The organism is Trinickia sp. (assembly GCF_035492435.1).
Lineage (GTDB): Bacteria > Pseudomonadota > Gammaproteobacteria > Burkholderiales > Burkholderiaceae > Trinickia.
Genome location: NZ_DATJJF010000198.1, coordinates 1 through 12932, shown reverse-complemented (window position 1 = coordinate 12932; position 12932 = coordinate 1). Strand labels below are relative to the sequence as shown.

Genomic DNA, 12932 nt, shown 5'->3' with positions numbered 1-12932 from the left:
TTGGCTGCGCTTGAACTCGCCGATATGCCGGCATCAGCGGATTGCACGAGAACGCATGGAGGATGTCCGTCAGGATCAGCTCTTGATGCTGTTGCTCGTGATGAAGGCCCAACGTCACGATCGGCGCAATCTGGTCAAGCGTCTGTGCGTCCGCCATGTCAATGAATGCAAGCACGGCTTCGTCGATATATCGCCGGTACGCGTACACCTCCTCGAGTGTCGGGCGGGTCAGCAACCCGCGCTGCGCGCGCTCATGGCGTGGGCCAAGTGCTTCGTAGTACGAATTAAAGAGAAACGGGTAATCGTCGTTAAAGTACCTATAGCCTGGCGAATGCCGCTGCAATAGCACCGTTTCGAAAAACCATGTCGTATGTGCCAAATGCCACTTCGTCGGACTTGCATCGGTCATCGACTGAGCTTGCTGGTCTTCAGGAGAAAGCGGTTCGGCAAGTTCAAGGCTGTAGGACCGTACTTCACGAAACGCTCGCTGCAGTTCGTGCGCGATGTGGCTCATCGGCTTGCTCCTATCGTAGTGGCCTCGGTCACCCAACGCTTGAGGCGCTGGGCATCGAACCGGGCTTCCACTTCCTGGTCGTAGCAGAAGACGTCGCGTTTTCCCACAGTGTCCCTGATAGTTTGGGGCAACCATGCCAAAAAGCGTTCCAAACGTGTCGTGTCAAAGCGGAAATTTGGCGGAAACTGCCAAAGAAAGGGCTCAAGCTTTGCGTCCGACGCGAATAAGTTCGCAATGTCAGCTCTCGCCATCTCGTCGCGAAAGCACAGCTTATGCGTCAAATAGCGCGGCCCTTTGACGCCGAAGATGAAACGCTCAGGCGTCTCGTCGTGGCGCGATTGCTCACCGTCGATCGTTTGCAGCGAATATGAACCATTGATCTCAATCGTATCGACAGCCCGCGAAGCAAAGGCGAGTTCGCTCGCCTGACGCAGTTCACTCGGATAGAACACACCGTGCCAGCCCTCGTAGCGCCAGCCTGAAATGCCAATTCGGATTGCCATCGCTCGCTTTACGTTCAGTGTTCCGCTGTGACTGCGGCTTGCAGCAAGCCTTGTTCCCGGCGGCTGGTTCAAACCGCGCCACACAAAGCACTCATGACACCGCACCTGCTCACACGCACCCTCGTCGATTCCTATCCTGAAAGCGCTGCCCCCGAAGGGCGCAGGTCTAACGACGATCAACTAGACGCTCGCGTTGTTCCACTTTTTCGTGCATTGTGCGTTAAACGGATTTATAATGCGAACCATTCTCATTTATCTTTCAACCGAAAGCTGATGCGCCTGTCCGATCTAGGTAAAGGGATTACAGCCGTCGTCGAAAATGTCGACGACATGCACGCGGCGGACCCCATCGCACGTCGTCTGCGCGATCTAGGATTCGTGCCCGGTGAGCCGTTACGCGTCGTCGCGCACGGCCCGTGGGGCGCCGATCCTCTACTCGTCCAGATCGGCTCGACCCGATTCGCGCTGCGGCGTTCGGAAGCGAACCGTGTAAGCGTTCGGCAAAAAGAAGAATAACGACAGATCTTATGAGCGACTCCTCTTTGCGTATTGCCCTCGTCGGCAATCCCAACTGCGGGAAAACCGCACTTTTCAATTTACTGACAGGCGGCCGGCAAAAGGTAGCCAACTACGCAGGTGTTACAGTCGAGCGCAAGGAGGGACGGTTCAACGCGCCGTCCGGGCGGCTCATCCACGTGCTCGATCTGCCCGGGGCATACAGCTTCGAATCGTTGAGTCCCGATGAACGTATTACGCGCGAGATCCTGCTCGGCGAGCATCCCGGCGAAGCCAAGCCTGACTTGATCGTCTGCGTGGCGGATGCGACGAATCTGCGCCTGCATTTGCGCTTCGTCCTCGAAGTGCAACGATTGGGGCGGCCCGTCGTGTTGGCACTCAACATGATGGACGAAGCCCGGCGGCGCGGTATCGCCATCGATGTCGCGCAGCTGCAGCAAAAACTCGGCATCCCGATTGTGGAGACGATCGCTGTACGTCGTGGCGGCGCTCGCGCGCTGATCAGCCTCATTGACGAACGCAACGTCGAGGGGGCCCACGCGCGTACGGCGATTTCGTCTGATGAAGTTGATCTGCACGCCGAAGTCCGATCGCTGCTCGCCGCCACGGTCACGATGCCGCGAGCGACGGACGCGCGCGACGATGCGATAGACCGGTGGGCGCTTCATCCCTTCTTCGGGCCCGTGATTCTCGCGATCGTCATGTTTTTTGTCTTCCAGGCAGTCTATTCGCTCGGCAAGCCCATGACCGATTCGATAGGCGACGGATTTACGTGGCTCGGCACCCAAACGGCCACTTGGCTGCCGGACGGGCCGCTACGGGGTTTCGTAGCAGATGGCCTGCTCAGCGGGCTCGGCACCGTGCTCGGGTTCCTGCCTGAGATCATCGTGCTATTTTTCTTCATCCTTGTGCTCGAAGAATCCGGGTATCTGCCACGCGCTGCATTCCTGCTCGATCGCATGATGTTGGCGGTCGGCCTGACCGGACGTTCGTTTATCCCGTTGCTCTCAAGTTTCGCGTGTGCCATACCGGGCATCATCGGCACGCGTAGCATCACCGATCCCCGCGACCGGCTCGCCACGATCCTCGTCGCGCCTCTCATGACGTGCTCGGCCCGGCTGCCGGTTTACGCCTTGTTGATCAGTGCGTTCATTCCCCATCGGCAGCTCTTTGGCATCTTCAATTTGCAGGGTTTGGTCCTCTTCGCGCTCTATGCAGCGGGGATCATTGGCGCAATGGCGGTGGGATGGACGATGAAGCGACTGCGCCGATCCGATGCGCAGGAGCACGCACTGCTGATGGAATTGCCGTCGTACCGTTTGCCGAAGGCTCGTGACCTTGTGATCGGCCTCTTGGAACGCAGCTCCATATTTCTTAAGCGTCTCACCGGCGTGATTCTCGCGCTCACCGTGCTGATGTGGTTTATCTCCACATTTCCGTCTCCGCCTGCCGGTGCCACGGGGCCCGCGATCGATTACAGCATTGCCGGTTACCTCGGCCGTGGCCTTCAGCACCTCTTTGCGCCGCTCGGTTTCAACTGGCAGATCAGCCTCTCGCTGATCCCAGCGTTTGCAGCACGCGAAACCGCAGTGGCGACGCTCGCCACGGTCTATGCGGTGGGTAGTGATGCCGACACAGTGGGTCTCGGCCATGCGCTCGTCGCGAATTTTTCGCTTGCGAGTGCGTTATCGATGCTCGTCTGGTTCGCGTTCGCGCCGCAGTGTATGTCGACGCTTGCTGTTATTCGTCGCGAAACCGGTTCCCGCCGCAACGTCGTCATCGCGTTCGGCTACATGTTTGTGGTCGCCTATGTGGCGTCTGCGCTGACTTATCAGATCGCGAGGTTATTCAGTTGAGTACCGGTCTCTGGACACAATACGCGCTCGTTTGCGTGGCGGTCGCGGCAAGCATCGCCTACATGTTCCGTAAGTTGGCACCGGGGCTTGCGATACGCTCGCAAGCGATGTTGTCCGCCATGCTTTCGAGCCCGCGGCGCTCCCCGAACATGCAGCGGCTGGGGCGCGCATTGAAGCCTCGCGAAGCGAGCGGCGATTGTGGCAGCGGATGCGGGAGTTGCAAGAGCTGCGGCAGTGCTACCTCGGCTCACCACAACGCGAGCGAGCAGCCCCTGACCTTTTCCAAGAAGCCATCGCGTACGTGACTGTGCGCCATCGGCAAAACGGGCGGTCGGGTCAACGGCTAATTTGCACGATTTCAGAGCGTATCCGCCGCGTTGCGGCCATACGGCTCGCCGGCCGATAAACGAGGGCAGCATGAAGCCCGCTCGCTTCTCGGCCGGCAAGGCCTACTGCACGATTTTCGTCACACCACGGCCTCGCGGATCAGACACCGGTTCAGGCACGTTGCCGTTGACCTTGATCGCCTGAATGTCGCCGTTGAAGCCTTGCTTCTGCAACACGTACCCCATCGCCTCCAACTGCTGAGCCAACGAGCCATCGATGGGTTTATACGGTTCCCAAAAGATCGTGTTGGGCGGCAGCAATTGATGATGAAAACGCATGGCCGCCACAGCATCGGGCAAAGGCATCTTGAAGTCGTAGACGTTGCTGATCACCTGGAAGATCGAGGTGAAGATGCGAGAGCCGCCCGGCGTACCGATGACCAGGGCAACTTTGCCGTCCTTCGTCAGGATCGTTGGTGTCATCGATGACAGCGGGCGTTTGTTCGGTTCGATGGCATTCGCGTCGCTGCCCACCACTCCGAACATGTTCGCTACGCCGGGTTTCGCCGAGAAGTCGTCCATTTCGTCGTTCAGCAGAATCCCGGTACCTTCGGCCACGACGCCCGCTCCAAAATAGCCGTTGATCGTGTAGGTATTCGAAACGGCGTTGCCCCACTTGTCGATCACGGAGAAATGCGTCGTTTCGACTTTTTCCGGCATGCGCGTGCTCAGTCCAGGCTGTCCAGGCTGCACCGACTTAGTGTCTGAAGGTTTGTCCGGATCGATTTCTGCGGCGCGCTTGGCGAGATAAGCATCGGCGGTCAACTGCGCGACCGGCACGTTGTAAAAATCCGGATCCCCGAGATATTGCGCACGGTCGGCGAACACGCGCTTTTCGATTTCGGCAATGAGGTGAATGTACTCGGCGGAATTCAGCGCCACACCCGCGAAGTCACTGCTCAGATCGGCCCTCATTTTCAGCAGCTGCACGAGACCGATCCCGCCCGAGCTGGGCGGCGGAGCCGTGATGACGCGATAACCGTTCCAGTCGGCCAGCACCGGTTGACGCCACACCGCACGATACTCCTGCAGATCGCGCTTGGTAATCAACCCGCCGCCTGTCTTCATCGATGCCGCAATCAGGTCGGCTGTCTCGCCGTTGTAAAACTCCTTCGAACCGTTGGCAGCAATGCGCGTGAGTGTGGCTGCCAACTCGGGCTGCTTGAACGTCACACCCGCATTGAGGCCGCCGAAGTATTGACTGAAATTCGTTTTGTCGCCGAAGTCCTTGGCCGCGTTGTCGCGGCGTTGCTGCAATTGATCATCGACCTCGAAACCATCGCTCGCATAATGAATAGCAGGCTCGAGCACCTGCTTCCATGTCAGCCGGCCAAAGCGGCGCTGTGCTTCCCACATCCCCGCCACAGTTCCGGGCACACCCACAGCACGGTAACCGATAAGACTCATGCCCTTGATGACATTGCCCTCCTTGTCGAGGAACATGTCCTTCGTCGCGGCGAGCGGTGCACGCTCGCGATAGTCTAGAAAGTAAGGCTTACCGTCTACGTACAGCGTCATGAAGCCGCCTCCGCCGAGATTACCGGCTTCGGGGTACGTAACCGCAAGCGTGAACGCAATGGCGACAGCGGCATCCACGGCATTGCCGCCTTCCTTGAAGATCCGCTCGGCCGCTTGTGCGCTGTACTCGTCCGCAACCGCCAACGCCGATGCCGTCAATACAGGTTTCGCCGCGTTGGTCTTCGCCAGCGCCGGCATACTCTCCAGAAAGCCGACCGACGTTGCCGCGAGAGCCGCCATCACCCATCCCGCCGCGGCTGACTTTATTCTGAACGCTGAACTCATGCCGTGCCCTCCGTCGTTTTAAAAACGTACCTGATCGGCTTATACCATGTCGCAACCGTTCGCAAAATTGCAAGAAGTCACGACTGTACGAGTTCCGTGCTCAATGCGTGCGGGCATATCAGAGCAGATCGTCCCACGGCAGCACAGTCGCTCGTTCGGGGATAATCGCGCAAGCGGGTCCCCGCTCTCATCCGATTTTTATGGAGTGTCCGCATGCTGATGCGCAAGGTTTCCGCTGAACACGGATCGCAGTGGATCTCATACGCCTGGACGTTGTTCCGTCTGCGTCCCGCCGTATGGCTTATGCTCGGTGCCATCGACGTTGCCGTCACACTATTGCTCAGCACGCTGCCCGTTATCAGTGACTTGGCCTCCGTATTCACGGTTTTTTGGGCCGGGGGAATGACGGCCGCGGCACACGCCTCTGCAACGACTGGCATCGTCCGGATCCGTGACGTCTTGCACGGCGTTCGTTCCAAGTTTCAACCGCTTTTTGCCGTAAGCCTTGCCGCGCTATGCATCACGCTCGTGCTCGATCTCGCGGGCGGGGAGATCTCTACCCGTTTCCAAGCGCTGGTCAGCACAAACTCCACCACATCCAGCGGCTTGCTCTTGCTGCTTGCACTGTTCTATGCCGTGGTCGCGCTGAGCAGCGCCATGGCGCTCTGGTTCGCGCCGGCGCTAATCGTGCTGGAAGACGCGACACCCCTTGAGGCCCTGAAGGCGAGCTTGCTTGGTGTCTGGCGCAATCCGTGGCCTACGCTTGTTTATGGCGCTTTCGTCGCAGCGCTGCTGTTGGTGGCGATTTTCACACTCGGCATTGCGCTCGTTGTCATCGCCCCGCTCGTCTACTTGTCGACGTACGCGGCGTCGCGCGATCTTTTTATGCAGGTTTCCTGACGAATCACTGGCTTGAGACTGCGATGGAACGCCCCCATCTCGGCAACATGAACGCCACCATCGCGCCCGCCGCCAACGTCTCCAATGCGGCGCTCGCCGATTTTCACCCCGCCGTAGCAGCTTGGTTCCGAGCGACGTTCGATGCGCCCACGCCCGCTCAATGCCGTGCGTGGCCCCATATTCGCCGTGGCCTGTCGACACTCGTCGCCGCGCCGACGGGCTCCGGCAAGACGTTAACTGCCTTTCTGTGGGCCATCGATGAGCTCGTGCGCGACGGTCTCGCTCATGACGGCGCGTTGCCCGACGAAACGCTCGTCGTCTACGTGTCGCCGCTCAAAGCGCTTTCCAACGACATTCACGCCAACCTCGAGCGACCTCTGGTGGGTATTGCCGATGAACTGGCGCGGCACGGCTTGCCGTCCGTCGACATTCGAGCGGCCGTGCGAACCGGCGACACGACTCAGCGAGAACGCAATGCGATCAAGAAGCGCCCAGCGCATATCCTGGTCACGACCCCGGAATCGCTTTATGTCCTGCTGTCATCCGATTCAGGCCGGCGTATGCTCTCGACGACGCGGACCGTGATCGTCGACGAAATTCACGCGATGGCAGGCAGCAAACGCGGCAGTCATCTCGCACTCACGCTCGAGCGGCTCGACGCACTCTGCAAGCGGCGCTTACCTCGCATCGGTCTCTCCGCGACGCAAAGGCCGATCGACGCTGTGGCCCGTTTTCTCGTTGGCGCGCTCGGACACAGCGCCTGTGCAATCGTCGACGTGGGGCACGATCGCGCGCGCGATCTCGCACTCGATCTTCCGCCCGTACCGCTCGAAGCCGTGATGGCCAATGAAGTATGGGAGCGTGTCTACGATCGCCTTGCCGAGTTGGCCTCAGCTCACTCGACGACGCTCGTTTTCGTCAATACACGGCGCATGGCCGAACGAGCGGCGCGTCACCTGACCGAACGGCTCGGCAAGGATGCCGTCGCGGCACACCATGGCAGCATGGCGAAGGAGCACAGGCTCGACGCAGAAGCGCGTCTGAAGCGAGGCGCGCTACGCGTGCTCATCGCCACTGCGTCGCTCGAACTCGGCATCGACATCGGCGACGTCGAGCTTGTCTGCCAACTCGGCTCGCCTCGCGCAATCGCAGCGTTCTTGCAACGTGTGGGGCGCTCGGGTCACCATATCGGCGGCGTGCCCAAGGGCCGCCTCTTTCCGACTTCGCGCGACGACCTGATCGAATGCGCAGCGCTGATCGACTGCACACGGCGCGGCGAGCTCGATGCACTCGCCATTCCACGCGCGCCGCTCGACGTGCTAGCGCAGCAGATCGTCGCCGAAGTGGCGTGCGAAGAATGGAGCGAAAACGCGCTCTTCGAGTGCTTCCGCCAAGCCGCTCCGTACGCCGCGCTCACTCGCGAACAATTTGACGCCGTCGTGCGCATGTTGGCGGCCGGCTATACGAGCCGCCACGGGCCGCGCGGCGCATACCTGCATCGCGATGTCGTCAAAGGGACGCTCCGTGGCCGCCGAGGCAGCAAGCTCACAGCCGCGACGTCCGGCGGCACGATTCCCGACAATGCCGACTATGCGGTTCTGCTTGAACCCCAAGGTATTCATATTGGTACGGTCAACGAGGACTTTGCCGTCGAAAGTTTGGCCGGCGATGTCTTTCAGCTCGGCAACAGCGCCTATCGGATCGTCCGCGTGGAAGCGGGGCGTGTGCGTGTTGTCGATGCAGCCGGCGAGGCGCCCAACATTCCGTTCTGGCTCGGCGAAGCACCCGCGCGAACCAACGAGCTTTCAGCGGCCGTCTCACGCTTGCGTTCACGCGTCGACGAATTGCTTGGCAGTCCCGATGATGATGATCGTAGCCGGCGTCGCGATGTACAAAGTACAGCCTATCCAAGCACGCTCGATCAAGTCGTCAATGCGCTCGTGACGGAGCTCGCGGTCGATGAAGGCGCGGCACGCCAGATCGTCGACTATCTTTCTCGAGCCCGCAGTGCGCTCACCGTCTTACCGACCCAGAACACGCTCGTCATCGAGCGCTTTTTCGACGAATCGGGCGGTATGCAGCTCGTGATTCATTCGCCGTTCGGCAGCCGGGTCAATCGCGCCTGGGGGCTCGCCCTGCGCAAGCGCTTTTGCCGCACGTTCAATTTCGAGCTGCAGGCAGCAGCGACGGAAGACGCAATAGTGCTCTCGCTCACCGGTCAACACAGCTTCGCGCTCGACGAGGTCTGGCGTTATCTGCACTCGAACACGGCAGAGCACCTGCTTGTGCAGGCGTTGCTCGACGCGCCGCTTTTCAATGTGCGCTGGCGCTGGAACGCGACGACATCGCTCGCATTGCCGCGCTTTGTCGGGGGACGCAAAACCGCCCCGCAACTGCAACGCATGAAGAGCGAGGACTTGCTCGCCTCCGTCTTTCCTGATCAGGTCGCCTGCCTCGAGAACATTGCGGGAGAACGCGAAGTGCCACGGCACCCGCTCGTCGAGCAAACGATCGACGACTGCCTGCACGAGGCGATGGACTGCGAGGGATGGCTCACCGTGCTGCGCAGGATCGAACGCGGTGACATCCGGCTCGTCGCACGCGAGCTTGCTGCACCGTCGCCGCTCGCGGCAGAGATCCTCAACGCGCGACCGTATGCATTTCTGGACGACGCGCCACTCGAAGAGCGGCGCACACAGGCCGTGCTTGCACGGCGCTTCCGGGAGCCCGAATCGGCCGATGATTTGGGCACGCTGGATGTCGATGCCATCGCAACCGTGCGCGAAGAAGCGTGGCCGCAGGTACGCAGTGCCGATGAAATGCACGACGCGCTGACGGGGCTCGCCTGTATCAGCGAAAAGGAAGCGCATGCTTGCTCCGGCTGGTCACAATGGCTTGACGCACTCGCGCATGCCGGGCGAGCGACGCGCATGCAAATCGCGCAAGACGATGCCTTGTGGGTGTCTATCGAGCGGCTCGAGTGCCTGCGTGCCATTTATCCCGACGCCATCTGTGCGCCGCGTCTGCAGCCGCCCCAAAGCGAGGAGGCCGAGTGGGCGCGCGAGGCTGCTGTCATCGAGCTCGTGCGTGCGCGCTTGACCGCACTGCCGCCCGCAACCGTACCGGCGATCGCACGTCCGCTTGCATTACAGGCGTCGCTGGTTGCCGCAGCGCTCGTTGTGCTCGAGCGCGAGGGCTATGCGATGCGCGGGCGGTTCACGCCCGGTGCGCAGCACGAAGAATGGTGCGAACGCCATTTGCTCGCGCGCATTCATCGCTATACCATTCGGCGCCTTCGTCGCGAGATCGAGCCGGTCGAGCGTGCCGACTTCGCGCGGTTTCTTTTTGAATGGCAACGAGCCGCAACCGATTCGCGCGGCATGGGACGCGACGCCCTCGCGGCAACGATCGCACAGTTGGAAGGGTTCGAAGCGCCCGCCGCCGCTTGGGAAGAGGAGATCCTCCCCTTGCGGATTCGTGATTACACGGGCATGACGCTCGATGAGCTTTGCCGCTCCGGGAAGATCGTATGGGCTCGTCTTACCGGTAGCGGCCATTGTGCGGGGGCACCCGTACGCGCCACGCCAATCGCGCTGCTTGCGCGAAGCAATCTCCCGCTCTGGCATGCGCTGACGCAACCGGCGATCGCCGAGACGTTGAGCGCGCACGCGGGAGACGCCTTGGACGCACTCACTCGTCACGGCGCCCTCTTCTTCGATGAGCTGCTACGCGAGATCCGTGTGCTTCCGATCGAGCTCGAGACCGCGCTGGGTGAGCTGGTTGCGGCCGGGCTCGTCAATTCGGACAGCTTTGCCGGGCTGCGCGCTTTGCTAAAGCCGACAGCAGGGCGACCGCGCTCGAGGCATGGCGCCCCTCGCCGAGGCGGACGCAGAACCTCGATCGGCGCATTCATCGGTGGCATGGACGATGCGGGGCGCTGGTCGCGTCTGCAACGCATGCCCGCCGCCGACCGCGCGAGTCCAAGCCCGCAAGCCACAGGGCAATCCCGTCACACCGCACCAGAGTTGCTCGAGCATGTGGCGACGACATTGCTGCGGCGCTATGGCGTCGTCTGCTGGCAATTGCTCGCACGCGAGGCATCATGGCTGCCGCCATGGCGCGATGTGTTGCGCACGCTGCAGCGGCTCGAAGCGCGCGGGCTAGTGCGCGGTGGACGGTTCGTCAACACGTTGTCGGGCGAGCAGTTCGCGCTGCCCGAGGCAATTGCACTATTGCGCGAGGCTCGAAAGCGCGATCGAAACGGCGAACTTGTATCCGTCAGCGGTGCCGATCCGCTCAATCTCGTCGGTACCGTACTACCCGGCGACAAAGTGCCCGCCCTCACCGGCAATCGCATTGTGTTTCGCGACGGCGTGCCGATAGCAAAGCTGGTATCGGGCAAATTCGAATATGCGTCGGAGCTTACGCCCGAGGAACGAGATATCGCGCGCCGGCATCTGGTGCGGCGTGCTTGAAATCCATCGAAGGCAAGCGACCGGCGACACTCACGGGTTGAACAACCTAAAAGCGCGACGTCTGTGGCCAACAATCAATCGTCACGCGCGCGGCGGCCGGATCAATGTGCAGCCCGAAACCATGCATACTTGCGACCGCCCAAGCCACGCCGAGATTGGTATCTGCGCTGTCCTGCGTTGTCGCGTCAGACTGTGCGTCGGGCTCAGACTCATGCGGGGAGCGGCTTTGCTCAGGCTCGCACCCGTCGGCTGCGATGGCGAGCCGCGGCCCACGCTGGGTCATCGTCAGCTCCAGCACGATACGTGCACCTTGTGGCAAGCGGTCGAGCAGATGGGATGTCAGGTTGCCCAGCATCTCGAACAGCAACGCACGATCGGCAGAGACGAGTGCCTGTTCGTGCCCGCCCATGGTCAACTCCATGCCAAGACTTTCAGCGAATGGCGCATACAGTTCCCCGAGCTCAAAAAGCAGTGCGCGCAGATCGATGACATCCAACTCGCCGTGACGCCTAAGGCCTGCGATCTGCGCAACGCGCACCATTGCGCCGAAACGATCGAGCACGAGCTCCGTCTCTCGCCGCGCTTGAACGAGCATTTCGAGCAGATGACTCTGCCCTAACGAATCGGCGCGTTCCATGGCGTGGTTCATCAACCCGTGCACACGCGCAAGCGGCGCACGCAGGTCATGTGCAATGCCATCGCATGCCCCTTTCACCTCAGACATCAGCCGCTCCACTTCGTCAAGCATGTGATTGACGAGATTGATCAGCATCGCGAGCTCGTCACGTCCACTCGCCTTGAAGCGGTGACCCAGGTCACCCGCGGCGACCCGTGTTGCCGTTTCCCTTAGCGCCTCGATCCGTTTCGCCTGCCGGATGCCCACCACTATTCCGACGCCCGCGCTCAACACAAGTCCCAGCACACCACCTGCGATAAGCATCGTGACGACGGTGCGCCGCAGCGTCAGTAAGGACGTCATATCGATGCCCACAAGCAGGGTATGACCGTCATCGAAGCGGCCGGTAACGATACGAACGACAGGGGATCGCGCAATGCCGTCGACCTTCAACGTGTGCTCGAGTGTCTCGCCGTCGCTCGAGTCCGGCAGTTGTTGGGGCAAATGAAGAATATCCCCTGCAACACGTTTGCCGTCACGATCGAATAAGCCGTAGTAGCGGATATGCAGGTGACCGTAGGCAGTGCGTCTCCGAATGGTCTCCGCGAGCTCGTCTTGGGGCAGGCGCCGCAGATATCGTAATTGCCAGTTCAATACGCTGTCCGTCTCTCGTGTGATCTCCCCTAGGGAGATCCAGCCGATAAACGCGAGCAAACTCACCAGGGCGACAGTAAATATCAGGAAGTAGACGCGCAGCAACCGCAGCGATGTCATTCTGTGAAGCGGCACGGTACTCATACGACGGAGTGGTTCATTGAACGCCAAACGGTGCCTGACGATACGGGGTTACTCGTACGCCCGCCGCTGCAACACTATGAAGAAGTTTTCATCATCGCCGTGCGGGCCGCGCCGCGCCAATCTGAAGCATGAAAAATGCTTCATCGCACTTACCGAATTCCGATAGACCTGCTCTGTATCGTTACAAGGAGCGCCACGCAACTATTTCAAAAGAGGTAACCATGAATTTCAGTGCACGCACACTTTGCTCTACCGTGCTGCTTGCAGCGAGCGCGAGCGCACTTGCTGCGCCCACACTCACCCCGCAGCAGTGCAACGACTATCCTTTCGTCAAGACGCAAGGCCCGCTTACGCACCGTCAGGTCATTCAGGAGCTCAAAGAGCTCGAGGCCTTCGGCTATCAGCCTACGCTCGGCAACGATCCCTATTACCCGGATGACATCAACGCAGCGCAAGCGCTCTTGTGGAAGGAGTACGCCCGCGACTGTACGCCGCACCCGGCGGCAACCCCTCCGCAAAGTTGAAACAATCTGCTGACGTGTGGCCTTCGGAACACGACGCTGAA

10 protein-coding genes are annotated in these 12932 nt (G+C 60.8%); 6 read left to right on the top strand and 4 right to left on the bottom strand.

The annotated features are described in order from the left end of the window. A partial coding sequence (locus tag VL598_RS14075; RefSeq protein ID WP_325327340.1) for a DinB family protein occupies positions 1-514 on the bottom strand: 514 nt, incomplete at its 3' end. Further along, on the bottom strand, positions 511-1017 hold the full coding sequence (locus tag VL598_RS14070; RefSeq protein ID WP_414718722.1) for a DUF72 domain-containing protein: 507 nt from the start codon (positions 1015-1017) through the stop codon (positions 511-513). The genes VL598_RS14075 and VL598_RS14070, both read right to left, overlap by 4 nt. A 93-nt stretch (positions 1018-1110) precedes the next feature. Between VL598_RS14070 and VL598_RS14065 the strand changes: the two genes are divergently transcribed. Genes VL598_RS14065 through VL598_RS17035 form a run of 3 tightly spaced genes read left to right on the top strand, consistent with a single transcriptional unit; the run spans position 1111 to position 3694 of the window. After that, positions 1111-1533 carry a FeoA family protein gene (locus VL598_RS14065; protein WP_325327339.1) on the top strand — a complete coding sequence of 141 codons (423 nt, stop codon included), beginning with the start codon at positions 1111-1113 and terminating at the stop codon, positions 1531-1533. A gap of 11 nt (positions 1534-1544) precedes the next feature. Continuing rightward, positions 1545-3389, top strand: a complete 1845-nt coding sequence (gene feoB / locus VL598_RS14060) for a ferrous iron transporter B (RefSeq protein WP_325327338.1) — start codon at positions 1545-1547, stop codon at positions 3387-3389. Next, positions 3386-3694: a DUF6587 family protein gene (locus VL598_RS17035; RefSeq protein ID WP_414718721.1), complete on the top strand. Its 309-nt coding sequence runs from the start codon at positions 3386-3388 to the stop codon at positions 3692-3694. Before feoB ends, VL598_RS17035 begins: the two co-directional genes overlap by 4 nt. A gap of 144 nt (positions 3695-3838) precedes the next feature. On the opposite strand, the gene ggt is transcribed toward VL598_RS17035, so the two are convergent. Beyond that, positions 3839-5578: a gamma-glutamyltransferase gene (gene ggt, locus VL598_RS14055; RefSeq protein WP_325327337.1), complete on the bottom strand. Its 1740-nt coding sequence runs from the start codon at positions 5576-5578 to the stop codon at positions 3839-3841. Positions 5579-5791: 213 nt separating this feature from the next. Here ggt and VL598_RS14050 point away from each other — a divergent pair, with 213 nt between their 5' ends. Both VL598_RS14050 and VL598_RS14045 read left to right on the top strand, forming a co-directional pair. After that, entirely contained in the window at positions 5792-6478 is a 687-nt protein-coding gene (locus VL598_RS14050; protein ID WP_325327336.1) for a BPSS1780 family membrane protein, read from the top strand. Between the two features lie 47 nt (positions 6479-6525). Next, positions 6526-10953, top strand: a complete 4428-nt coding sequence (locus tag VL598_RS14045) for a DEAD/DEAH box helicase (RefSeq protein ID WP_414718723.1) — start codon at positions 6526-6528, stop codon at positions 10951-10953. A gap of 46 nt (positions 10954-10999) precedes the next feature. On the opposite strand, the gene VL598_RS14040 is transcribed toward VL598_RS14045, so the two are convergent. After that, positions 11000-12367: a HAMP domain-containing sensor histidine kinase gene (locus VL598_RS14040; RefSeq protein ID WP_325327334.1), complete on the bottom strand. Its 1368-nt coding sequence runs from the start codon at positions 12365-12367 to the stop codon at positions 11000-11002. 221 nt (positions 12368-12588) lie between these two features. Here VL598_RS14040 and VL598_RS14035 point away from each other — a divergent pair, with 221 nt between their 5' ends. Beyond that, positions 12589-12891: a DUF4148 domain-containing protein gene (locus tag VL598_RS14035; RefSeq protein ID WP_325327333.1), complete on the top strand. Its 303-nt coding sequence runs from the start codon at positions 12589-12591 to the stop codon at positions 12889-12891. The last annotated feature ends 41 nt before the right edge of the window (positions 12892-12932 follow it).